At 73.4% G+C, this 21987-nt stretch carries 25 protein-coding genes; all 25 read left to right on the plus strand.

The window, feature by feature from the left end; all coding sequences use genetic code 11:
• Positions 1 to 49: 49 nt before the first annotated feature.
• A complete protein-coding gene (rpsJ, locus tag MHY85_RS03975; protein WP_122147693.1) occupies positions 50 to 358 on the plus strand; it encodes a 30S ribosomal protein S10 in 309 nt (102 codons plus the stop codon).
• 23 nt (positions 359 to 381) lie between these two features.
• Positions 382 to 1041 (plus strand): 50S ribosomal protein L3, encoded by a 660-nt coding sequence (gene rplC / locus MHY85_RS03980; protein WP_158374050.1) that lies wholly within the window; start codon positions 382 to 384, stop codon positions 1039 to 1041.
• A gap of 5 nt (positions 1042 to 1046) precedes the next feature.
• Complete coding sequence (gene rplD, locus MHY85_RS03985; protein ID WP_218706665.1) at positions 1047 to 1739, plus strand: 50S ribosomal protein L4; 693 nt, start codon at positions 1047 to 1049, stop codon at positions 1737 to 1739.
• A complete protein-coding gene (gene rplW / locus MHY85_RS03990; RefSeq protein WP_154728246.1) occupies positions 1736 to 2038 on the plus strand; it encodes a 50S ribosomal protein L23 in 303 nt (100 codons plus the stop codon). Before rplD ends, rplW begins: the two co-directional genes overlap by 4 nt.
• A 33-nt stretch (positions 2039 to 2071) precedes the next feature.
• Positions 2072 to 2908, plus strand: a complete 837-nt coding sequence (rplB, locus tag MHY85_RS03995; protein ID WP_154728247.1) for a 50S ribosomal protein L2 — start codon at positions 2072 to 2074, stop codon at positions 2906 to 2908.
• Between the two features lie 15 nt (positions 2909 to 2923).
• The gene (gene rpsS, locus MHY85_RS04000) at positions 2924 to 3205 is read left to right on the plus strand and encodes a 30S ribosomal protein S19 (RefSeq protein ID WP_146838615.1); all 282 of its coding nucleotides are present in this window, start codon (positions 2924 to 2926) and stop codon (positions 3203 to 3205) included.
• Between the two features lie 56 nt (positions 3206 to 3261).
• Positions 3262 to 3627, plus strand: a complete 366-nt coding sequence (gene rplV, locus MHY85_RS04005) for a 50S ribosomal protein L22 (protein WP_147794357.1) — start codon at positions 3262 to 3264, stop codon at positions 3625 to 3627.
• Positions 3628 to 3629: 2 nt separating this feature from the next.
• On the plus strand, positions 3630 to 4460 hold the full coding sequence (gene rpsC / locus MHY85_RS04010; RefSeq protein ID WP_239193358.1) for a 30S ribosomal protein S3: 831 nt from the start codon (positions 3630 to 3632) through the stop codon (positions 4458 to 4460).
• A 3-nt stretch (positions 4461 to 4463) separates the two neighbouring features.
• The gene (gene rplP / locus MHY85_RS04015; protein ID WP_154728249.1) at positions 4464 to 4880 is read left to right on the plus strand and encodes a 50S ribosomal protein L16; all 417 of its coding nucleotides are present in this window, start codon (positions 4464 to 4466) and stop codon (positions 4878 to 4880) included.
• Positions 4880 to 5119 carry a 50S ribosomal protein L29 gene (rpmC, locus tag MHY85_RS04020; protein ID WP_109130752.1) on the plus strand — a complete coding sequence of 80 codons (240 nt, stop codon included), beginning with the start codon at positions 4880 to 4882 and terminating at the stop codon, positions 5117 to 5119. The genes rplP and rpmC overlap by 1 nt, the downstream gene beginning before the upstream one ends.
• Positions 5120 to 5126: 7 nt before the next feature.
• Entirely contained in the window at positions 5127 to 5420 is a 294-nt protein-coding gene (gene rpsQ / locus MHY85_RS04025) for a 30S ribosomal protein S17 (protein ID WP_255731977.1), read from the plus strand.
• 76 nt (positions 5421 to 5496) lie between these two features.
• Entirely contained in the window at positions 5497 to 5865 is a 369-nt protein-coding gene (gene rplN, locus MHY85_RS04030; protein WP_146838605.1) for a 50S ribosomal protein L14, read from the plus strand.
• Position 5866: 1 nt separating this feature from the next.
• On the plus strand, positions 5867 to 6214 hold the full coding sequence (gene rplX, locus MHY85_RS04035; protein WP_154728251.1) for a 50S ribosomal protein L24: 348 nt from the start codon (positions 5867 to 5869) through the stop codon (positions 6212 to 6214).
• A complete protein-coding gene (gene rplE, locus MHY85_RS04040) occupies positions 6214 to 6795 on the plus strand; it encodes a 50S ribosomal protein L5 (RefSeq protein ID WP_239193360.1) in 582 nt (193 codons plus the stop codon). The genes rplX and rplE overlap by 1 nt, the downstream gene beginning before the upstream one ends.
• 1 nt (position 6796) lies before the next feature.
• Complete coding sequence (locus MHY85_RS04045; protein ID WP_122147680.1) at positions 6797 to 6982, plus strand: type Z 30S ribosomal protein S14; 186 nt, start codon at positions 6797 to 6799, stop codon at positions 6980 to 6982.
• Positions 6983 to 7065: 83 nt separating this feature from the next.
• Positions 7066 to 7464 (plus strand): 30S ribosomal protein S8, encoded by a 399-nt coding sequence (gene rpsH / locus MHY85_RS04050; RefSeq protein WP_158374054.1) that lies wholly within the window; start codon positions 7066 to 7068, stop codon positions 7462 to 7464.
• 25 nt (positions 7465 to 7489) lie between these two features.
• Positions 7490 to 8029 carry a 50S ribosomal protein L6 gene (gene rplF / locus MHY85_RS04055; RefSeq protein ID WP_158374055.1) on the plus strand — a complete coding sequence of 180 codons (540 nt, stop codon included), beginning with the start codon at positions 7490 to 7492 and terminating at the stop codon, positions 8027 to 8029.
• A 3-nt stretch (positions 8030 to 8032) separates the two neighbouring features.
• Positions 8033 to 8404 (plus strand): 50S ribosomal protein L18, encoded by a 372-nt coding sequence (gene rplR / locus MHY85_RS04060; protein WP_158374056.1) that lies wholly within the window; start codon positions 8033 to 8035, stop codon positions 8402 to 8404.
• Between the two features lie 37 nt (positions 8405 to 8441).
• Positions 8442 to 9086, plus strand: coding sequence for a 30S ribosomal protein S5 (rpsE, locus tag MHY85_RS04065; RefSeq protein ID WP_154728256.1), 645 nt, complete (start codon positions 8442 to 8444; stop codon positions 9084 to 9086).
• Positions 9086 to 9268 (plus strand): 50S ribosomal protein L30, encoded by a 183-nt coding sequence (rpmD, locus tag MHY85_RS04070; RefSeq protein ID WP_146838591.1) that lies wholly within the window; start codon positions 9086 to 9088, stop codon positions 9266 to 9268. The genes rpsE and rpmD overlap by 1 nt, the downstream gene beginning before the upstream one ends.
• Before the next feature lie 2 nt (positions 9269 to 9270).
• Positions 9271 to 9966: a 50S ribosomal protein L15 gene (gene rplO, locus MHY85_RS04075; protein ID WP_239193362.1), complete on the plus strand. Its 696-nt coding sequence runs from the start codon at positions 9271 to 9273 to the stop codon at positions 9964 to 9966.
• 262 nt (positions 9967 to 10228) lie between these two features.
• A complete protein-coding gene (gene secY, locus MHY85_RS04080; protein WP_239193363.1) occupies positions 10229 to 11524 on the plus strand; it encodes a preprotein translocase subunit SecY in 1296 nt (431 codons plus the stop codon).
• Positions 11521 to 12117 (plus strand): adenylate kinase, encoded by a 597-nt coding sequence (locus tag MHY85_RS04085; protein WP_239193364.1) that lies wholly within the window; start codon positions 11521 to 11523, stop codon positions 12115 to 12117. The genes secY and MHY85_RS04085 overlap by 4 nt, the downstream gene beginning before the upstream one ends.
• A gap of 14 nt (positions 12118 to 12131) precedes the next feature.
• Positions 12132 to 12983, plus strand: coding sequence for a type I methionyl aminopeptidase (gene map / locus MHY85_RS04090; protein ID WP_239193365.1), 852 nt, complete (start codon positions 12132 to 12134; stop codon positions 12981 to 12983).
• Positions 12984 to 13292: 309 nt separating this feature from the next.
• Positions 13293 to 21929: an SdrD B-like domain-containing protein gene (locus tag MHY85_RS04095; RefSeq protein ID WP_239193366.1), complete on the plus strand. Its 8637-nt coding sequence runs from the start codon at positions 13293 to 13295 to the stop codon at positions 21927 to 21929.
• Positions 21930 to 21987 lie beyond the last annotated feature (58 nt).

A 21987-nucleotide genomic window follows, 5' to 3' on the forward strand; every position in this document is an offset into this window, starting at 1 on the left:
TGCGGGGGTCGGACACCAAGCAGTTCGAGAGAGAGAAGCAGACGACGCCATGGCGGGACAGAAGATCCGCATCCGGCTCAAGTCCTACGACCACGAGGTCATCGACAGCTCGGCGCGCAAGATCGTCGACACGGTGAGCCGCGCTGGTGCGACGGTCGTGGGTCCGGTGCCGCTCCCGACGGAGAAGAACGTCTTCGTCGTCATCCGGTCGCCCCACAAGTACAAGGACAGCCGCGAGCACTTCGAGATGCGGACGCACAAGCGGCTCATCGACATCATCGATCCCACGCCGAAGGCGGTCGACTCGCTCATGCGTCTCGACCTGCCGGCCGACGTGAACATCGAGATCAAGCTCTGACGCTGGGAAGGAACTGATCTTTCATGGTTACCCAGCAGAACGCGCGCCCCGTCACGGCGGTGCTCGGCACGAAGCTCGGCATGACGCAGGTGTGGGACGCCAACGGGCGTCTCGTCCCCGTCACCGTCGTCTCGGTCGGCACCAACGTCGTGACCCAGGTGCGCTCCGCTGAGGCCGACGGCTACGCCGCGGTGCAGCTGGCCTACGGCCAGGTGGACCCGCGCAAGGTCACGAAGCCGCTGAAGGGCCACTTCGAGAAGGCGGGGGTCACCCCCCGTCGGCACGTGGCCGAGATCCGGACGCCGAACGCCGCCGAGTTCACCCTCGGCCAGGAGATCACCGCGGAGGCCTTCGAGGCCGGCGCGCTGGTCGACGTCATCGGCACCACCAAGGGCAAGGGCACCGCCGGTGTCATGAAGCGCCACGGGTTCGCCGGTGTCAGCGCCTCCCACGGTGCGCACCGCAACCACCGCAAGCCGGGCTCGATCGGTGGCGCCTCGACGCCGTCGCGCGTGTTCAAGGGCCTGCGGATGGCCGGTCGCATGGGCGCCGCCCGTCAGACCACCCAGAACCTGACCGTCCACGCGGTCGACGCCGAGAAGGGTCTGCTGCTGCTCAAGGGCGCGGTTCCGGGCCCGAAGCGTGGCGTCGTCGTCGTGCGTACCGCCGTGAAGGGGGCATGAGCCTCATGTCCGAGACGCTGACCGTCGACGTGCTCGACGCCCAGGGCAAGAAGGCCGGCACGGCCGACCTGCCCGGTGAGGTGTTCGACGCGCAGACGAACGTCCCGCTGATCCACCAGGTGGTCGTCGCCCAGCTCGCCGCCGCGCGCCAGGGCACCCACGACACCAAGACCCGCGGCGAGGTCCGCGGTGGTGGCAAGAAGCCGTACAAGCAGAAGGGCACCGGCCGCGCCCGCCAGGGTTCGACCCGTGCGCCGCAGTTCGCCGGCGGTGGCACCGTCCACGGCCCGACCCCGCGCGACTACTCCCAGCGGACCCCGAAGAAGATGAAGGCCGCGGCGCTCCGCGGTGCTCTCTCGGACCGCGCCCGCGCCGGCCGCGTCCACGTCGTCACCGGCTTCGGTGTCGACGAGGCGCCGTCGACCAAGGCCGCGCTGCAGGTCCTGGACACGCTGTCCGGCCGCAAGCACGTCCTCGTGGTCGTGGAGCGCGCGGACGAGCTGGCCTGGAAGTCGCTGCGCAACGTCGAGCGGGTCCACCTGCTCGTCGCCGACCAGCTCAACACCTACGACGTGCTCGTCTCCGACGACGTCGTGTTCACCCAGGGCGCGCTCGACACGTTCCTCGCCGGTCCCGTCAAGGGCCGCGGCGCGACCGCCGTCGCGACGTCGTCCGAGGCCGAGGAGGACGCCAAGTGACCACCGTCGCCAAGGACCCCCGCGACATCCTGATCGCGCCGGTCGTCTCCGAGAAGAGCTACGGGCTGCTCGACGAGGGCAAGTACACCTTCATCGTCGACCCGCGCGCGAACAAGACCGAGATCAAGATCGCCGTCGAGCAGGTCTTCTCGGTCAAGGTCGACTCCGTGAACACGATCAACCGCAAGGGCAAGACGCGGCGGACCCGTTCCGGCACCGGCAAGCGCAAGGACACGAAGCGCGCGATCGTCACCCTCCGCGAGGGCACGATCGACATCTTCGGCGGACCGGTCGGCTGACCGGGCCCGAGAGCAGATTGAGGACAGATCCCCATGGGAATCCGTAAGTACAAGCCGACGACGCCGGGGCGCCGCGGCGCGAGCGTCGCCGACTTCGTCGAGATCACGCGCTCCACGCCGGAGAAGTCTCTGGTCCGCCCGCTGCACAAGACCGGTGGTCGCAACTCGACCGGCCGCGTCACCATGCGGCACCAGGGTGGTGGCCACAAGCGCGCCTACCGCGTGATCGACTTCCGTCGTCACGACAAGGACGGCGTGCCGGCCAAGGTCGCGCACATCGAGTACGACCCGAACCGCACGGCACGCATCGCGCTCCTGCACTACGCGGACGGCGAGAAGCGCTACATCATCGCGCCGAACAAGCTGAAGCAGGGCGACGTCGTCGAGAACGGCGCCGGCGCCGACATCAAGCCCGGCAACAACCTGCCGCTGCGCAACATCCCGACCGGTACGGTCATCCACGCCATCGAGCTCAAGCCCGGTGGCGGCGCGAAGATCGCCCGCTCGGCCGGTGCGTCGGTGCAGCTCGTCGCCAAGGACGGCCCGTACGCGCAGCTGCGCATGCCCTCCGGTGAGATCCGCAACGTCGACCTGCGCTGCCGCGCCACGGTCGGCGAGGTGGGCAACGCCGAGCAGTCGAACATCAACTGGGGCAAGGCCGGCCGCATGCGCTGGAAGGGCAAGCGCCCCTCGGTCCGCGGTGTCGCGATGAACCCGATCGACCACCCGCACGGTGGTGGTGAGGGCAAGACGTCCGGTGGTCGTCACCCGGTGAGCCCCTGGGGCCAGCCGGAGGGCCGCACGCGTCGTCCGAACAAGCCGAGCGACAAGCTCATCGTCCGTCGCCGCCGCACCGGCAAGAAGCGCTGATAGGAGCCGGGAGATATGCCTCGCAGCCTGAAGAAGGGGCCCTTCGTCGACGGGCACCTGCAGAAGAAGGTCGACGCGCAGAACGCCGCCGGCACCAAGAACGTCATCAAGACGTGGTCGCGTCGTTCGATGATCACCCCGGACTTCCTGGGCCACACGTTCGCGGTGCACGACGGCCGCAAGCACACGCCGGTGTTCGTCACGGAGTCGATGGTCGGGCACAAGCTCGGCGAGTTCGCCCCGACGCGGACGTTCCGCGGCCACGAGAAGGACGACCGGAAGGGCCGTCGCCGCTGACCCCCGGGTCGGCTGAGCGACTGCCCTGACGGCAGAGACAAGAAGGCAGGACAGCAATGGAAGCCAAGGCGAAGGCGCGGTTCGTCCGCGTCACGCCCCAGAAGGCCCGGCGCGTCGTGGACCTCATCCGTGGCAAGCAGGCCGGCGAGGCCGTGTCGACGCTGAAGTTCGCGCCGCAGGCCGCTGGCGAGACGGTCCTCAAGGTCGTCGAGTCGGCGATCGCGAACGCCCGCGAGGGCGCCAAGCGTGCCGGTGAGCGCTTCGACGAGGGCAACCTCTACGTGGCCGAGGCGTTCGTGGACGAGGGTCCGACGCTGAAGCGGTTCCGCCCCCGGGCGCAGGGCCGCGCGAGCCAGATCCTCAAGCGCACGAGCCACATCACCGTGGTCGTCGCCGAGCGTGAGACGAAGGGAAGGGCCTGACAGTGGGACAGAAGGTCAACCCGCTCGGGTACCGCCTGGGCATCACGACCGATCACCGCTCGCGGTGGTTCGCCGACTCGACCAAGCCGGGTCAGCGCTACCGCGACTACGTCCGCGAGGACGTGCAGATCCGCAAGCTCATGAGCACGGGTCTGGAGCGCGCGGGCATCGCGAAGGTGGAGATCGAGCGCACGCGTGACCGCGTCCGCGTCGACATCCACACCGCGCGCCCGGGCATCGTCATCGGCCGCCGCGGCGCCGAGGCGGACCGCATCCGCGGTGAGCTCGAGAAGCTCACGGGCAAGCAGGTGCAGCTCAACATCCTCGAGGTCAAGAACGCCGAGATCGAGGCGCAGCTGGTCGCCCAGGGCATCGCGGAGCAGCTCGCCTCGCGCGTGTCCTTCCGTCGTGCGATGCGCAAGGGCATGCAGTCCGCGCAGCGCGCCGGCGCCAAGGGCATCCGGGTGCAGGTCTCCGGCCGCCTCGGCGGCGCGGAGATGAGCCGCACGGAGTTCTACCGCGAGGGTCGCGTGCCGCTGCACACGCTCCGCGCGAACATCGACTACGGCTTCTTCGAGGCCCGCACGACCTTCGGCCGCATCGGCGTGAAGGTCTGGGTCTACAAGGGCGACATGACCGAGCGCGACTTCGCCCGCGAGCAGGCCACCCAGGCCCCGCGGCAGTCCCGTGGCCCCCGCGGTGACCGCGGCGACCGCGGCCCGCGTGGCGGTGGCCGCCGGAACGAGCGGACCGAGGCCCCCGCGGCCGAGTCCGCCGCCCCGGCCGCGGCCGCTGCGGAGACGTCGGCTCCTGAGACCGGAACGGAGGCCTGAGCCGTGCTGATCCCGCGCAGGCTGAAGCACCGCAAGCAGCACCACCCCGGGCGCTCCGGCGCCGCGACGGGTGGCACCTCGATCGCGTTCGGCGAGTACGGCATCCAGGCTCTCGAGCCCGCCTACGTGACGAACCGCCAGATCGAGGCTGCTCGTATCGCGATGACCCGCCACATCAAGCGTGGCGGCAAGGTCTGGATCAACATCTACCCGGACCGTCCGCTCACGAAGAAGCCCGCCGAGACCCGCATGGGTTCCGGCAAGGGTTCGCCGGAGTGGTGGATCGCCAACGTCAAGCCCGGCCGAGTGATGTTCGAGCTCGCCGGCGTCCCGGAGCCCCTGGCGCGCGAGGCCATGCGCCGCGCGCAGCACAAGCTCCCGATGAAGACCCGTTTCGTGGTTCGCGAGGGTGGTAACTGATGGCTATCGGCACCAAGGACCTGGCTCCCACCGAGCTGGACGCCTTCGACGACGAGCGCCTCGTGGCCGAGCTGAAGAAGGCCAAGGAGGAGCTGTTCAACCTGCGCTTCCAGTCGGCCACCGGTCAGCTCGAGAGCCACGGCCGCCTCAAGGCCGTGCGTCGCGACATCGCGCGGATCTACACGATCCTGCGCGAGCGCGAGCTCGGCATCCGGACCGCGCCCAGCGCGAGCGAGTGAGGACTCGATGAGCGAGAACACCAACGAGACCACCACCGCTACGGGGACCGCGCGTCCCTACCGCAAGACGCGGCGCGGCTACGTGGTCAGCGACAAGATGGACAAGACCGTCGTGGTCGAGGTCGAGGACCGGGTCAAGCACCCGCTCTACGGCAAGGTCATCCGGCGGACCAGCAAGGTCAAGGCGCACGACGAGGCCTCGGCGGCCGGCATCGGCGACCTGGTCCTCATCATGGAGACCCGCCCGCTCTCCGCCACCAAGCGGTGGCGTCTGGTGGAGATCCTCGAGAAGGCGAAGTAAGGCGCAGCCTTCTCGTCCACTACCCGTTCGGCCAGGCTCGCCGTGTGCGAGAACCGGCAGACGACAGGAGTTGTAGATGATTCAGCAGGAGTCGCGACTGCGTGTCGCCGACAACACGGGTGCCAAGGAGATCCTCTGCATCCGCGTTCTCGGTGGCTCCGGCCGTCGCTACGCCGGTATCGGTGACGTCATCGTCGCCACCGTCAAGGACGCGATCCCCGGCGGCAACGTCAAGAAGGGCGACGTCGTCAAGGCGGTCGTCGTGCGCACCCGCAAGGAGCGCCGTCGCGTCGACGGCTCGTACATCAAGTTCGACGAGAACGCCGCGGTGATCCTCAAGAACGACGGCGAGCCCCGTGGCACGCGCATCTTCGGCCCGGTGGGCCGCGAGCTGCGCGACAAGAAGTTCATGAAGATCATCTCGCTGGCGCCGGAGGTGCTCTGACATGGCGAAGATCAAGAAGGGCGACCTGGTGGTCGTCATCTCCGGTTCCCGCAAGGACCGGGGCAAGCAGGGGCGCGTCCTCGAGGTCCTCACGGACCGCGACCGCGTCCTGGTCGAGGGCGTGCACCGCATCACGAAGCACACCAAGGTGGGCCAGAGCCAGCGCGGCTCCCGCACCGGTGGCATCGAGACGGTCGAGGCGCCCATCCACATCAGCAACGTGATGCTGGTCGACCCGGAGACCAAGCGTGGCACCCGGGTCGGCTACCGCACCGAGCAGGTCGAGCGCGACGGCCGGACCCGCACCGTTCGGGTCCGCGTCGCCAAGCGCTCCGGTAAGGACATCTGATGACCGCCACCGACGAGACGACCCGGGCGTACCCGGTCCCGCGCCTGAAGGTCCGGTACAACGACGCCATCCGCACCGCGCTCCGCGAGGAGTTCTCCCACGAGAACGTGAACCAGGTCGCGCGCCTGGTGAAGGTCGTCGTGAACATGGGTGTCGGTGACGCGGCGAAGGACTCGAAGCTGATCGAGGGCGCGATCCGCGACCTCCAGCAGATCACGGGCCAGAAGCCCCAGGTCACCAAGGCCCGCAAGTCCATCGCGCAGTTCAAGCTGCGCGAGGGCATGCCGATCGGCGCCCACGTGACGCTGCGCGGCGACCGTGCCTGGGAGTTCCTGGACCGCCTGCTGTCGACCGCCCTGCCCCGCATCCGCGACTTCCGCGGCCTGTCGGGCAAGCAGTTCGACGGCCACGGCAACTACACCTTCGGTCTGACCGAGCAGTCGATGTTCCACGAGATCGACCAGGACAGGATCGACCGGGTCCGCGGCATGGACATCACGGTGGTCACCACCGCGACGACCGACGCGGAGGGCCGGGCGCTCCTGAAGCACCTGGGCTTCCCGTTCAAGGAGGAGGACTGACATGGCGAAGACCGCCCTGATCAACAAGGCCGCGGGCAAGCAGAAGTTCGCCGTGCGGGCCTACACCCGGTGCCAGCGGTGCGGCCGTCCGCACTCCGTGTACCGCAAGTTCGGCCTGTGCCGGATCTGCGTGCGCGAGATGGCCCACGCGGGCCAGCTCCCCGGCGTGACCAAGAGCAGCTGGTAACAACGACGTCGTAGGTCCGCGGCGACCCGCCCCTCGCAGGGCGGGCGCCGCGGAAACCACGGCGAGGAAGGGCGGAAGCCCCCATGACGATGACCGACCCGATCGCAGACTTCCTGACTCGTCTGCGCAACGCGAACTCGGCTCACCACGACACGGTGACCATCCCGTACTCGAAGCTGAAGTCGCACATCGCGGAGATCCTGCAGGCCGAGGGCTACATCGCCGGCTGGACGACCGAGGACGCCCGCGTGGGCAAGAACCTCGTGGTCGAGCTGAAGTACGGCCCCAGCCGCGAGCGTGCGCTCGCCGGCATCAAGCGCGTGTCGAAGCCCGGCCTCCGGGTGTACGCGAAGTCCACCAACCTGCCGAAGGTCCTCGGTGGCCTGGGCGTGGCGATCCTGTCCACGTCCTCCGGTCTCCTGACGGACAAGCAGGCCGCCAAGAAGGGCGTGGGTGGGGAAGTCCTCGCCTACGTCTGGTAAGTCCGAGACGGAAAGGAGCTAGCCAATGTCTCGTATCGGCAGAATCCCCGTCACGGTCCCGGCCGGCGTGGACGTCACCATCAACGGCGCCGTCGTGACGGTGAAGGGCCCGAAGGGCACCCTCACGCACACGGTCGCGTCCCCCATCGAGGTCGCGCGCGACGAGGACGGGGCCCTCGTGGTCACCCGTCCCAACGACGAGCGCCTCTCGCGGTCGCTGCACGGCCTCACGCGCACCCTGCTGGCCAACCTCGTCACCGGCGTCACCGCCGGCTACGAGAAGAAGCTGGAGATCGTCGGCACCGGTTACCGCGTGACCGCGAAGGGCGACGCGCTCGAGTTCGCGCTCGGCTTCAGCCACCCGGTGTCCGTGACGCCGCCCGCCGGCATCACCTTCGCCGTCGAGTCCCCGACCAAGTTCTCGGTCGCGGGCATCGACAAGCAGCAGGTGGGCGAGGTCGCCGCGAACATCCGCAAGATCCGCAAGCCCGAGCCGTACAAGGGCAAGGGCGTGCGCTACGCGGGCGAGAACGTCCGCCGCAAGGTCGGAAAGGCTGGTAAGTGAGCCATGGCGATCACCATCATCGGTAAGGGCAAGTTCAAGGCCCGCAAGCGCCGCCACCTCCGGCTGCGCAAGAAGGTCGCCGGCACCGCCGCGCGCCCGCGCCTGGTCGTCACCCGGTCGAACCGCAACCTCGTCGCGCAGGTCGTCGACGACGCCGTGGGCCGCACCCTGGTCTCCGCCTCGACCCTCGAGGCGGACCTGCGGGGCGCCGAGGGCGACAAGACGGCCAAGGCCCGTCGCGTCGGCGAGCTGATCGCCGAGCGCGCCAAGGCGGCCGGCATCGACGCGGTGGTCTTCGACCGCGGCGGCAACAAGTACCACGGGCGTGTGGCCGCAGTGGCCGACGCCGCCCGCGAGGGCGGTCTGGCGCTGTGACGACGACCATTCCCGCATCGAAGAAGAGGATCCACTGATGGCTGCTCCTCAGCGCAGCAACACGGGCGCTCCCCAGGGCCAGGGTGGCGGTGACCGCCGGGACGGCGGTCGTCGCGACGGCCGCCGGGGCGACGCCGCCGAGAAGAGCGCGTTCCTCGAGCGCGTCGTGTCCATCAACCGCGTGGCCAAGGTCGTCAAGGGTGGTCGCCGGTTCAGCTTCACCGCCCTGGTCGTCGTCGGCGACGGCGACGGCACGGTCGGTGTCGGCTACGGCAAGGCCAAGGAGGTGCCCGCGGCGATCGCCAAGGGTGTCGAGGAGGCGAAGAAGAACTTCTTCCGCGTCCCCCGCATCCAGGGCACCATCACCCACCCCATCCAGGGTGAGGCCGCTGCCGGCGTCGTCTTCCTGCGTCCCGCCTCCCCGGGTACCGGCGTGATCGCCGGCGGTCCGGTGCGTGCGGTGCTCGAGTGCGCCGGCGTCCACGACATCCTGTCGAAGTCCCTCGGCTCCTCCAACGCCATCAACATCGTGCACGCCACGGTCGCGGCGCTGAAGGGTCTCGAGGAGCCGGCCGCCGTGGCGGCGCGCCGTGGCCTGCCGCTCGAGCACGTCGCCCCGGCGCCGCTGCTGAAGGCGCAGGCGGCGGGTCGTGCGGCCAAGGCCGAGAAGGTGGGTGCCTGATGGCCCGCCTCAAGGTGACCCAGACCAAGTCCGCCATCGGCGGCAAGCAGAACCAGCGCGACACGCTGCGCACCCTGGGCCTGAAGCGGATCGGCGACGTCGTCGTCAAGGAGGACCGTCCTGAGATCCGCGGCATGGTCAAGACGGTGACGCACCTCGTCGCGGTCGAGGAGGTGGAGTGACGATGGCGGAGAAGGAGACCGAGAAGGTCGACCAGGCCGCTGCCGCGGCTCCCAAGGCCACGCGCGCCAAGAAGGCGACGGCGACCGAGTCGGCTGCCGCCGACAAGCCGGCCCGGAAGACCCCGGCCCGCACGACCAAGGCGAAGGCCGAGGCCGAGGCGGCTGCCGAGGAGAAGCCGGCGGCGAAGGCGAAGGCCCCCAAGGCCGCCGCCGCCAAGGCCCCCAAGGCCGAGGCGCAGGCGACCGAGGGTGCCGGCGGCACGCTCAAGGTGCACCACCTGCGTCCCGCCCCGGGTGCCAAGACCGCCAAGACCCGCGTGGGTCGTGGTGAGGCGTCCAAGGGCAAGACCGCCGGTCGCGGTACCAAGGGCACCAAGGCCCGGTACCAGGTGCCGGACCGCTTCGAGGGCGGGCAGATGCCGCTGCACATGCGGCTGCCCAAGCTCCGCGGCTTCAAGAACCCGTTCCGGGTCGAGTACCAGGTCGTGAACCTGGACAAGCTGTCGGCGCTGTACCCGCAGGGCGGCGACGTCACCGTCGCCGACCTGGTCGCGAAGGGTGCCGTCCGCAAGGGCGCCCCGGTCAAGGTGCTCGGCACCGGCGAGCTCACGGTCAAGCTGTCCGTGGCCGTCGACGCGTACTCCGGCTCGGCCAAGGACAAGATCCTGGCCGCCGGCGGCAGCGTCGCGCAGGACTGACCCAGACGAACGGGGTCGGCGAGGGCTCCAGGCCCCGCCGGCCCCGTTCGGCTTTCCCCCCGGGGGACCGGGCCGACGCGGCCCGCGCACCTGCACCGCCCCGCCAGCGCACGGCCGTGGGGGCGATGCCCACCCAGCGACGGAAGTCCGTTAGGGTTCGGCAGGGTGTCGGGCGCCGCGGTGCGCCCGACCCGACGACGGACCGGCGCGCGGCGCGCCGGCCGCCTCGACGACATCCCGCTTCGGCGGAGCAGGAGGACACGTGCTCAGCGCATTCGTGCGGGCGTTCCGGACACCCGACCTGCGGCGCAAGCTGCTGTTCACCATCGGCATCATGGTGGTCTTCCGGATCGGCTCGTTCCTGCCGACCCCGGGCGTGTCCTACCCGAACGTGCAGATCTGCATCGAACAGGGCGAGTCCAACTCCCTGCTCGGCCTGGTGAACCTGTTCAGCGGCGGTGCGCTGCTGCAGCTGTCGGTGTTCTCGCTCGGGATCATGCCGTACATCACGGCGAGCATCATCATCCAGCTGCTGCGCGTGGTCATCCCCCGGTTCGAGGCCCTGCACAAGGAGGGCCAGTCCGGCACCGCGAAGCTCACGCAGTACACGCGCTACCTGACGATCGGCCTCGCGGTCCTGCAGTCGACGACCGTCATCATCACGGCCCGCAACGGCCAGCTGTTCGCGGGCTGCTCCGTGGACGTGATCCCGGACGACAGCATCGTGACGACGCTGCTCATGATCATCACGATGACCGCGGGCACCGGCCTCATCATGTGGCTCGGCGAGCTCATCACCGAGCGCGGCGTGGGCAACGGCATGTCGCTGCTCATCTTCACCTCGATCGCCGCGTCCTTCCCGGGCGCCATGTGGTCGATCGCGGGCGGCTCCGGCGGCATCGGCGCGTTCCTGATCATCATGGCGATCATCGTCCTGGTGATCGCGCTGGTCGTCTTCGTCGAGCAGTCCCAGCGCCGGATCCCGGTGCAGTACGCCAAGCGCATGGTCGGCCGCCGCACGTACGGCGGGTCGTCGACGTACATCCCGATCAAGATCAACATGGCCGGCGTCATCCCGGTGATCTTCGCGTCGTCCCTGCTGCAGGTCCCGGCGCTGCTCGCGGGCTTCGGCGACCAGACCGCCGGGTGGAAGCAGTGGGTTGCGGCCAACCTCGCCGACCCGGGCGCACCGCTGCACATCGCGCTGTACGTCCTGCTGATCATCTTCTTCTGCTACTTCTACACCGCGATCACGTTCAACCCGGACGAGGTCGCCGACAACATGAAGCGGTACGGCGGGTTCATCCCCGGCATCCGCGCCGGCCGCCCGACGGCCGAGTACCTGGACTACGTGATCACCCGCATCACCGCGCCCGGGTCCATCTACCTCGCGCTGGTCGCGCTCATCCCGACCATCGCGTTCATCGCGCTCGGCGTCGGCACGAACATCCCGTTCGGCGGCTCGTCGATCCTCATCGTCGTGGGCGTCGGCCTGGAGACGGTGAAGCAGATCCAGTCGCAGCTCGAGCAGCGCCACTACGAAGGGTTCCTCCGATGAGCTCCGACTCCGGCTCCACCGCCCGCCTCGTCCTGCTCGGCCCTCCCGGGGCCGGCAAGGGCACCCAGGCCGCGCGCCTCGCCGAGCGGCTCGGCGTCCCGGCCATCTCGACCGGCGACATCTTCCGCGCCAACATCAAGGGCGGCACCGAGCTCGGCCGCACCGCCCAGGAGTACACCGCGCGGGGCGAGCTCGTCCCCGACGAGGTCACGAACGCGATGGTGCGCGACCGGCTCGCGCAGCCGGACGCCGCCCAGGGCTTCCTGCTCGACGGCTACCCGCGGAACACCGCGCAGGTCGGCGAGCTGGACGCGATCCTCGGGGCCGACGGCCGCGCGCTCGACGCCGCGCTCGAGATCACCGCGGACGCGGACGTCGTCGTCGAGCGGCTGCTCAAGCGCGCCGAGATCGAGGGCCGCGCGGACGACACCGAGCCGGTGATCCGCCGCCGCCTGGACGTGTACGCCGAGCAGACCGCCCCCGTCTCGGGGCTGTACGCCGAGCGCGACCTGCTGGTGCGCGTGGACGGCATCGGCGAGGTCGACGAGGTCACCGACCGCCTGCTGGCGGCCCTCGCCTCGCAGGTCGGCTGACCGGCGGGGGAGTCGTGTTCGGACGCGAAAAGATCGAGCTCAAGACGCCCGACCAGGTGCTGCTGATGCGGCGCGCCGGGCTCGTGGTCGCCGACGCCCTCGCGGCGGCGCGCGCGGCCGCGGTGCCGGGCGCGACGACGGCCGACCTGGACGCGGTCGCCGCGGCGGTGATCGCGGACGCCGGCGCGCTGCCGTCGTTCCTCGGGTACTACGACTACCCGGCGACCATCTGCGTGTCGGTGAACGACGAGGTGGTGCACGGCATCCCGTCCGGCCGCGAGCTGCAGCCGGGCGACGTCGTGTCGATCGACTGCGGCGCGATCGTGGAGGGCTGGCACGGCGACTCGGCCCTGACCCTGGTGCTGCCCGAGGCCGACCCGGCGGACGTGGCGCTGGCGGACCTGACGGAGCGCGCCATGTGGGACGGCATCGCGGCACTGGCCGCGGACGGCGGGCTCGCCGACCGGCTGGCCGTGGTGGGCGAGGCCGTCGAGGACGCGGTCGCGGCCGCCGACCCGGTGGCGAACGGCGGCGTGCCGTTCGGCATCGTGCAGGACTACGTCGGGCACGGCATCGGCTCCGCCATGCACCAGCCGCCGGACGTGCTGAACTACCGCGCCCGGGACCGCGGGCCGAAGCTGCGCCCCGGCATGTGCCTGGCGATCGAGCCGATGATCACCCGCGGCGGCCACGCCACCGAGGTGCTCGACGACGACTGGACGGTCGTCACCGCCGACGGCTCGCGGGCCGCGCACTGGGAGCACTCGGTCGCGCTGCACGAGGGCGGCATCTGGGTGCTCACGGCCGTCGACGGCGGCGCGGCGGAGCTCGCCGCGCGCGGCGTGACGGTCGCCCCGCTGGGCTGACCCGGCCGCACCACCCTCCCGAGACCCACCTCCCCGCCCGGGGACGGTGGGTCTCGGCGTCCCCGGGGGTGCGCCGCCCCTGGCCGCGGTGCGCGTCACCCGGCCGGGGCGCCGCGCAACCCGGGCGGGTGAATCCGGTCCCCCCGGCGGGTGCTAGCACCTCACCCCAAAGCGGACAGACCAGGTCAGAGGGGTGCTTTCACCCCATAGCGGACTCATGACGGGTCAGGTGATCGCCGAAGGTATGGCGTCCCCCTCCGCGCGGCGCCCCGCCGCCGCGTGCCCGTGCCAGCCCCCGGGAAACCCCGCATGCCTGCCTCGTCCCGCCTCCGCCTCCGCCTCCGCCGTCCCGCCGTGCTGGCGGTCGTCGGCGCGCTGCTCGCCTCCCTCGTGGTCGGCGCGGGTGCCCCCGCCGCCGTCGCCGCGGCGGACCCCGTCCTCACGGTCACCGGGTTCTCCGTGACCTCCGGCGCGGCGGCTCAGGCGGCCCCGCCCGCCGACCCGGCGTACGGCTTCGACGCGGCCTACACCGCGAACCCCGCGGCCGGCACCGTCAGCAGCACCCTCGGCTACCGGTGCGCGGGCGACGAGTCGTCCTGCGAGCACGCGACGATGGACGTGGCGCTCGACGCCCTCCGGCTGACCCAGGCGCTCGACGTCGCCGGGCTCGGAGCGACGGTGCAGTACTGGACGGACGCCGTGGGTGGCACGCCGACGGCCGACTTCGCCGCGGCCGCCGCGCTCTCGGTGCGGTTCACCAACGAGACGTCCGACGGCCTGACCGGCCTGCAGTCCGGGGTGAGCGGCGACCTGCGCCTGTCGACCCGGCTGGTGACCCCGAGCGGCGGCGGCACGCAGACCGGGACGATCACCGCCACGCCGCGGGCCACGGGTGGCGTCGGGACCCAGGGGCGGATCCGGGTCACCGGCGACTTCCCGGTGAACCTCGCCACGAGCACGCAGGTCACCTGGTCCCGCGAGGGCTTCCTCTCCGGCGTCGAGGACGGCTCCGACACCCCGACGAACTCCGCGACGGTCACCGGCGCGCTCACCGGCGACCCGGCGGACAGCCTGACCCTCGGCTGGGGCGGCTCCGACCCCGCGGCGGCGCCCGCCGCGCGCACCGTCGGGATGCTCACCGACCTGACCGGCCTGGCGATCACCGCCTGGCCCGCCGGCGCCGCGGCCGCCACCGTCACCGGGTGGACCTGGGCCGGCACGGGCACCCCGACGCGGGTCACGATCGGCACCGCCACCGGCGCGGACGCCGCGGCGGACCTGCTCGCCGGCCTCGACGCCACCACGCGGTCCCGCCTCACCGGCCTGCAGGTCGTGTTCGCCGCGGCGACCGGCGGCCTCGTCGCCTCCGGGTCGCCCGCCACGCTGCGGGTCGACGTGCGCGAGCACCTCAGCCAGGACGCGACGCCCGTCGCGCGGACGGGGGCCGCGGCCGACTACGTCACCGCGGGCGCCGCGACCTTCTCCGCCGCCTCCGACATGAACACGCTGACCGTGACGGGCACCGCCACCACGCGGGCCGTGCGCGGCGCCACCACCTCCGCGACCACCACCGACACGCGGGGCTTCCGCATCTACGACCCGCGCGCCTACGCCGGCTCCGCGACCGCGCTCGTCGGCCTGAGCGCGCCCGTGTACGGCGGCGGCTTCGTCCGCGGCACCGCCGCGGGCACCAACTGGTCGCGCCGCGCCGTGGACGCCCTCGTCGTCGAGGTCCCGGCCACCGCCGCGCAGGTCTCCGCCACGAACGCGGCCCTCGACCCGGACCTGCCGGCCCTCGCCAACCCGCTCGGTGCGGGCCTCGCCTTCGCCGGCTTCGGCGCCGCGCGCGGCACCGCCCCCGGCGGCACCGACAGCGCGGACGGCTCCGGCGTCGCGGTGCAGGGCCTCACCGGCCCCGCTCGCCTCGAGCTGGCCGTGCTCGCCGGCGGGACCGAGCACACCGTCGACCTGGACGCGACGGCCCCTGCCGTGCCGACCGACCCGGCGGCGTTCGGCCTCACCTCGTGGTCCGAGGTCACCGGGTTCCGCGCGACGGTGCACGGCGCCGGCTCCGCGGTGCCGATGGGCGCCTCGGTCACCCTGCCGTACCTCGCGCGCACCGCGACGTCGAGCACCGCCGCGACGTACGCCGTGCACACCGTCGCCACCACCCGGCTCGGCACCGACACCTCCGCCGTCACGCCGCGCACCCCGGCGAGCGGCAACCGCCCCGTCACCGCGGCCACCGTGTCCGTCGCCGTCCCGACCGTCGACGTCGCCGGCGCCAAGTACGTCGCCGAGCCGTACGTGACCCGCACCGCGGGCGCGACGGTCAACGCCGTGCTGGAGGCGACCGCCCGGCCGCTGAGCGGGGGGAGCGGGCACCTGCCCGACACGCTGACCCTCGAGGACAGCGCCGCGGCCCGCACCGCCGCGACCGGCGGGACCACCGGCGCCGCCTGGTGGACCGCGTTCGCGCCCACCTCCCTCGACGCCACGGTGCCCGCGGGCGGGTCCGCGCAGCTGCAGTACGCCACCGTGGACGGCCAGTGGGTCGACTACACCGGCTCCACCGCCGCGCTCGGGGACACCTCCGCCTGGCGCGGCGTCCGGGTCGTCGTCACGCGCCCCGGGGGCGGCACGTTCGCCAACGGCGACCGCGCGCGCGTCCGCCTCACCTTCGCGCTCCGGTCCGGCGTCACCGCCGGCACCTGGGCGGACGGCACCGACCGCACCAACGTCGCCCAGATCACCTCGTCCGCGGCCATCGAGGGCTTCGTCGTCACCAGCGCGGTCCGCCGCGTCTCCGACACGGTGCAGATGCTCGGCGGCACCGGCACGGGCGGCTACCCGGCACTGGTCAAGACGATGGACAACCGCGACCGGACCGAGGGCAACGGCGACGCGACCACCGCGACACTCACCTGGGGGACCGGCGGCGAGGACCTGTCGAGCGTGACGGTGACCGACGCGAACGGCGTCACGGGCGCGCAGCCGGACCCGGCGACGGGTCCGGCCGCCAGCTTCTACGACACCTTCGACCTGTCCGGCATCCAGCCGATCACCTCGGGCGCGGCCGCCTCGGGCGTCTACGACCCGTACCTCGTCTTCGACCGGGTCACCGACGTGCGGGTGTTCGACGTCGTGGACGGCCGCTGGGAGTCGCTGGCGACCCGCGTCTGGACCGGCTCGGCCTGGGCCGACCGGACGAACCCGGCCGCGGCCCGGTCGGACGTCGCGTTCGGCGGGTCCGCCGCGCAGGGCGCGTTCCCGTACGCCGGCTCGTTCCCGGGCGTGGCCGTGCAGTCGGCGAGCCTGCGGGCCCGGATCGGCGGCGTGCAGCTCGTGTACGCCGCGCGCCCGGATTCCGAGCGCCAGGCGCTCGCCGCCTCCGACTGGCGCCGCGGCCTGCTCGGCACGCTGACCACCGGCGCCGTCGCGACGACGGACGCCCCCGCGCGCAAGGTCGCGCTCACGTTCGCGCTGCGGGACACGTCCCGCGCCACGGGTGAGCCGGTCAACGACGCGTACACCTACACCGGCTCTGCGCCCGGCGCGGTCGAGAACTCCGGTGCCGTGACCGGGACCGCGTCGTCCGACGGCTCGGCCGTGGACCTCGGCGGCCCGGTGAACCCGGTCGGCGAGCGCACCGTGACCGTGCAGCCCGCCTCGCTCGGGGCCACCGCCACCAAGACCTGGCTCCGGGACGCCAACGGCAGCCCGCTGACCGGCAGCAGCAACCTGCACGACCTCGCGCTGCCCGTCGACCCGTCGGCCGCGCCCGCCTCCGCGTGGCCCACCGCCACCCTGACCGCCACCGCCGCCAGCGCCTCGGGGACCCGGGTCGACCAGCTCGTCCTCACCGAGCCGCGGGGCATCGACACCGCCACGTCGATCGACGCCGACGCGCCGTTCGCGGCCTTCGCGGTCACCGACGTCCGCGAGCTCACCGACGCGTCCGGCCTGCCGGGCGCCTCCGCGGTCGAGGTCGTCGTCTACGAGCGGGCCGCCGACGGCGGCGTCAGCCACCGGACGGTCCTGCGCGCGGAGCTGCTCGACGCGGACGAGGCCGCGCTGGCCGACGTCGTGGGCGTGCAGGTCCGGTACACCGGCCGCATCGCCTGGACGAACCAGGCCCGTCTGGTGCTCGGCACCCGCCTCCTGGCGCACAACCGCGTGACCGGTGACGTCCCCGAGGCGAGCGCGGTCTCCGGGCAGGGCGAGGAGGTCACCGTCGCCAACGTCGCCGAGGCCCGCGTCACCGACGCGCGCGTCTGCGCGGACGAGACCCGCGGGATGTCCCGCACCCCCACCTGCGCGCCGGGCACCGCCTCCGGCACCGCGCACGACGCCGTCACCCTCCGGGGCGCCCAGCTCGAGGCGTTCCCGACCGTGACCGTCTCGCCCGTCGACGTGCAGCGCGACGCCGCGACGCCGGCGGTCACCAGCACGCTGTCCGTGCAGAACTTCGGCCTCACCCCGGCCGACCAGCTGCTGCTCACCGACGCCGACGCGCGGTTCTTCAACGCGGTCGGCCTCCAGACCGTCGCCGTGCAGTCCGTGCCGTCCGGGGTCGAGCGCGCCGAGCTGGAGGTCCTCGTCGCGGGCGACGGCCTCGACGTCGCCGGCGACGGCACCTACGCCGGCACGCAGGCGTGGCAGGCCTGGGGCGCCGTGGTGCCGACGGGCACGTTCGACCTCGCCGCCCTCGCGCCGCAGCACGGCGTCCAGGCTGCCGACGTGATCGGCGTCCGCGTGCGGTTCCTCGACACCGACGGCTCGACGATCCCCGCGCCCGGCCAGGGCTACGGGCGCGTCGTGCTCGCCGGCACGCTCCGCGAGGAGCTCCGCACCGGCGGGCTGCCCAGCGCCGTCGGCGCCGACGGCTGGCGGTACCAGGGGCGCGCCGAGCTGACCGTGAACCCGGGCGAGAGCGCGCGCGGCACGATCAGCAACTCCGTCACCGCCCAGGCCCTGCGCGCCGACCTCGGCTCGCAGGCGCAGACCGCCGGCCCCGTCGGCACCACCGTGCACGCGGGCGCCGCCACGATCCGCGTGCAGAAGGCCGAGCTCGACGCCGCGTCCCGCGCACCCGGTGACTTCGTCCGGTACCGGATCGCCGTCACCAACACCGCGAGCGGCACGAACGCCGCCGACCTCACCGGCCTCGTCGTCACCGACCGGCTTCCGGAGGACGGCTCGCTGATCTACGGCGCCGCGCCCGAGGGCCAGGCCCCGGTGGTGGTCCAGGCCGCGGGCGGCGGCGCGAACCCGCTCGGCGACCCCGACGTCGTCGAGCGCGACGGCCTGCTCACCGTGACGTTCCCGGCCGACAGCCGGCTCGTCCCCGGCGCCGGCGTCGAGGTCCTGGTCTGGCTGCGGATCGCGACCGACCTGTCGACGACGTCCATCGTGAACACGGCCACCGCGGCCTCCGCGACCCGCCCCGTGCAGGCCGCGCCGACGGGGAACGACGGCGGCACGGCGTGCGCGCCGGGCAGCTACGACGCGGCCACCGCGTCCTGCCTCGCCCGCGCCGGGGCCGTCACCATCGGCGGGGCGAACGTCTACGTCTCCGAGGAGTGGGTCCGCGACGCCGCCGGCACCCAGGGCGCGGTGCGCACCACCCCCGCGCGCACCGGCCAGTCCGCCGACTGCGCCCCGCGGGGCACCGGCGCCACCGACCGCGACTGGTACCGCTTCCCGTGCTCGGTCGTCACCACCGCCGGCTCGACGACGCAGTGGCAGGTCCAGGTGACCAGCCGCGCCACGATCTCGACCGACCGGCTCGAGATGGTCACGATGCTCCCGACCACCGGCGACTACCCGGCGATGGACGGCAGCGCGACCGGCGCCCGCGGCAGCCAGTGGCGTCCGGTGTGGGACGGCGTCGTGCCGACCCTGGTCGCCACCGCGGGCCTCCCGGCCGGGGCCACCGTCGCGGTGTACACCACCACGGCGGACTACCGGCAGGGCGGCCTCGCCGCCAGCCCGGCGTTCGACCCGGTGCCCGGCACCTGGAGCGCCACCGCGCTGACCCCCGGCCAGCAGGTGCCGGCCGCCCAGGCCGCGCGGGTGACGGGCCTGAAGCTCGTCGTGGGCTTCGCCGCGGCCGACCGGTTCTCCTCCGGCGAGTCCGTCCGCGTCCAGTGGGCCATGCGCACGCCGCTGTCCGGTGCGCCCGTCGCCGCCGACACCTGGAGCTCGTTCGCGTTCCGCGTGCCGTCCGACGCCACCGCCGGCCGTCCGGCCGACGTCACCTCCGTGCCGCTCAAGGCGGGCGCGCGGTACGCCGTCGCCGCGGCGGGCGCCGACCCGCTGGTCGCCGTCGGCGACCGCGTGTGGCTGGACGCCGTCCGGGACGGCCGGCAGTCCGGCGACACGGCCGCCGAGCCCGGGGTCGCCGGCGTGGCGGTCGACGTGTTCGCCGTCTCCGGCGGCACGACGACCTACGTCGCGTCGGCCGTCACCGACGCCGCGGGGGACTGGCTCGTCGACGGCCTGCCCGCCGGGTCCTACGACATCGGCTACACGCTGCCCGCCGCGCTCGCCGCGCAGTACCGATTCACGGCGGCGGGCACGGGCACCGACGACACCGTCGACTCGGACGCCGTCGTGGACCCGGGCGCGCCCGCCTCCGCGGTGGACGCGGGCGTGGTGCTCGGCGCCGGCGGTGCCGAGACGACCGCGGTCGGCTCGATGCCGCAGGCGTGGCAGGACGCGCACCCCGGCCTGGTCGCGACCCAGGTGGACGCGTCGCACGACGCCGGACTGCAGTGGCGGCCGCTGGCCGTCGGCGACCGGGTCTGGTTCGACGCCGACCGTGACGGCCGCCAGGGCGCGGCCGAGCCGGCCGTCGAGGGCGCGACCGTGCGCCTGCTCGGGGCCGACGACGCCGTGCTCGCGACCACCGTCACCGGCGCGGACGGCGGCTACGTCCTCGACGCGCTCGACCCGGGGACCTACCGGGTCGAGGTCGAGCTGCCCGCGGCGCTCGCGCAGCGGTGGACCTTCACCTCCGCGCTCGTCGGGGACGCCGCGGGCGACTCCGACGTGGTCGCCGTCGCGCCCCGCGTCGGCCGGACGGCGCCGTTCACCCTGGCGCCCGGCGCGCCCGGGCTGGCGGTGGTCTCCGACCTGGCCGGCGACCCGGTCTGGGCCGGCGCGGACGCCGACTACGCGGACCCGACGCGCGACGCCGGCCTGGCCGAGCGGCCCGTGCGGGTCGGCGACCGGGTGTGGGTGGACCTCGACGCCGACGGCGTGCAGGACGCCGGCGAGCCCGGCCTGGCCGGCGTGGTCCTCACGCTGACCGACGCCGCCGGGGACCCGGTCACCGACGCGGCCGGCGCTCCGGTCGGGCCGGTCACCACGGATGCCGACGGGGCGTACGCCTTCACCGGCCTGCTGCCCGGCGGGTACACCGTCACGGTCGACGAGGCCGCCTCCGCGGTCGCGCTCGCGCCGTACCGCCCGACCGTCACCGGGGCCGGCGACGCGGCGACCGACTCGTCCGCGGGCTCGGCCACCACGGCCGCCCCGCTCGTGGGCGGCGAGGCCGACGACACCCTCGACTTCGGCTTCCGGCCGCTGTGGGCGCTGGGCGACCGGGTGTGGCTCGACGCCGACCGCGACGGCGTGCAGGACGCCGGCGAGCCGTCGTTCCCCGGCGTGACCGTGCGGCTGCTCGACGCGTCCGACGCCGAGGTCGCCAGCACCGTGACCGGCGCCGACGGCCGCTGGCTGTTCGACCTCCTCGAGCCCGGCACCTACCGCGTCGAGCTCGGGCTGTCCCCGGCGGACGCCGCCCGGTACACCTGGACCACCGCGCGCTCCGCGGCCGCTCCGCGCGCGGACGCCGACTCGGACGTCGAGGAGACCGCCCCCGGCGTCGCCCGGACCCCGGCGCTCACCGTCGGGCCGGGCACGCCCGGCGTGCGCGCCGCCACCGCCGCGGACGGGCTCACCGCCGCGTACGTGGACGACACCTGGGACGCGGGCCTCGTCGAGCGGCCCGTCACCGTCGGCGACCTCGTCTGGTTCGACGAGGACGGCGACGGCGTGCAGGACGCCGGCGAGCCTGGCCTGCCCGGCGTCGTCGTGGAGCTGCGGACGCCGGACGGGCGTCCCGTGGTCGACGCGGCCGGCGCGCCCGTCGGCCCTGCCACGACCGACGCCGACGGCGCGTACGCCTTCCCCGGGCTGCTGCCCGGGGAGTATGTCGTGCGCATCGACCGCCTCGCGTCCGCCGCGGTGCTGGCCGGCTACGCGCCGACCCTCGCGGGCGCCGGCGGGGACCGCGGGCTCGACTCCGCCACCTGGTCCGCGGCCTCCCTGGTCCTCGTGGGCGGCGAGTCCGACCCCACGCTGGACTTCGGCCTGGTGCTCGCGGACGACGTGCAGCTCGCGCTGCGCAAGGTCCCGGTCGCCCGGACGGCGGACAGCATCACCTGGGACGTCACCGTGATGTCCACGGGCACGCAGGACGCCTACGCCGGCTTCACCGTCGTGGACGCCCTGCCCGGCGCGCTGACGTTCCGGTCCGCCTCCGGCGCCGGGTTCGACTGCGTCGCGGTCGACCGGGTCGTCACCTGCGACCACGACGGCTCGCTGCCCGCGGGCCAGTCCGCCACCGTGCGGATCGTCACCGGCCTGACCGCGGCGGGCGCCGACGTCACCAACACGGCCTCCGTCTCCGTCGAGGGACGCGGGTACCTGTTCGAGGTGCTCGCCGCCGAGGACGTCGCGTGGAGCGAGCCGGTCGAGAGCACGGACGGCGCGACCGCGACCGCGCCCGCGCCCGGCGGCGACCTGGCGACCACCGGGTCCGACGCGGCGTGGCCGCTCGTGGCGGCGGGCGTCCTGCTCGCGCTCGGCGCGGTCCTGCTGGCGCTCGCGGGCGGCCGGCCGGTGCGCCGCGCCAGGGGGAGCCGGCACCGGGCGTGACGCCCGGACGCCGGGTGCGGTGGCTGCGGCCGCCGCACCCGGCGTCGACGGCCCCGGC

It is taken from the genome of Cellulomonas sp. ACRRI (assembly GCF_022346185.1).
In the GTDB taxonomy this organism is placed as follows: Bacteria; Actinomycetota; Actinomycetes; order Actinomycetales; family Cellulomonadaceae; genus Cellulomonas.

Coding starts and splice junctions, on each gene's coding strand:
- rpsJ (WP_122147693.1), top strand. CDS start 50: ATGGCGGGACAGAAGATCCGCATCCGGCTCAAGTCCTACGACCACGAG.
- rplC (WP_158374050.1), top strand. CDS start 382: ATGGTTACCCAGCAGAACGCGCGCCCCGTCACGGCGGTGCTCGGCACG.
- rplD (WP_218706665.1), top strand. CDS start 1,047: ATGTCCGAGACGCTGACCGTCGACGTGCTCGACGCCCAGGGCAAGAAG.
- rplB (WP_154728247.1), top strand. CDS start 2,072: ATGGGAATCCGTAAGTACAAGCCGACGACGCCGGGGCGCCGCGGCGCG.
- rpsS (WP_146838615.1), top strand. CDS start 2,924: ATGCCTCGCAGCCTGAAGAAGGGGCCCTTCGTCGACGGGCACCTGCAG.
- rplV (WP_147794357.1), top strand. CDS start 3,262: ATGGAAGCCAAGGCGAAGGCGCGGTTCGTCCGCGTCACGCCCCAGAAG.
- rpmC (WP_109130752.1), top strand. CDS start 4,880: ATGGCTATCGGCACCAAGGACCTGGCTCCCACCGAGCTGGACGCCTTC.
- rpsQ (WP_255731977.1), top strand. CDS start 5,127: ATGAGCGAGAACACCAACGAGACCACCACCGCTACGGGGACCGCGCGT.
- rplN (WP_146838605.1), top strand. CDS start 5,497: ATGATTCAGCAGGAGTCGCGACTGCGTGTCGCCGACAACACGGGTGCC.
- rplX (WP_154728251.1), top strand. CDS start 5,867: ATGGCGAAGATCAAGAAGGGCGACCTGGTGGTCGTCATCTCCGGTTCC.
- rplE (WP_239193360.1), top strand. CDS start 6,214: ATGACCGCCACCGACGAGACGACCCGGGCGTACCCGGTCCCGCGCCTG.
- MHY85_RS04045 (WP_122147680.1), top strand. CDS start 6,797: ATGGCGAAGACCGCCCTGATCAACAAGGCCGCGGGCAAGCAGAAGTTC.
- rpsH (WP_158374054.1), top strand. CDS start 7,066: ATGACGATGACCGACCCGATCGCAGACTTCCTGACTCGTCTGCGCAAC.
- rplF (WP_158374055.1), top strand. CDS start 7,490: ATGTCTCGTATCGGCAGAATCCCCGTCACGGTCCCGGCCGGCGTGGAC.
- rplR (WP_158374056.1), top strand. CDS start 8,033: ATGGCGATCACCATCATCGGTAAGGGCAAGTTCAAGGCCCGCAAGCGC.
- rpsE (WP_154728256.1), top strand. CDS start 8,442: ATGGCTGCTCCTCAGCGCAGCAACACGGGCGCTCCCCAGGGCCAGGGT.
- rpmD (WP_146838591.1), top strand. CDS start 9,086: ATGGCCCGCCTCAAGGTGACCCAGACCAAGTCCGCCATCGGCGGCAAG.
- rplO (WP_239193362.1), top strand. CDS start 9,271: ATGGCGGAGAAGGAGACCGAGAAGGTCGACCAGGCCGCTGCCGCGGCT.
- MHY85_RS04085 (WP_239193364.1), top strand. CDS start 11,521: ATGAGCTCCGACTCCGGCTCCACCGCCCGCCTCGTCCTGCTCGGCCCT.
- MHY85_RS04095 (WP_239193366.1), top strand. CDS start 13,293: ATGCCTGCCTCGTCCCGCCTCCGCCTCCGCCTCCGCCGTCCCGCCGTG.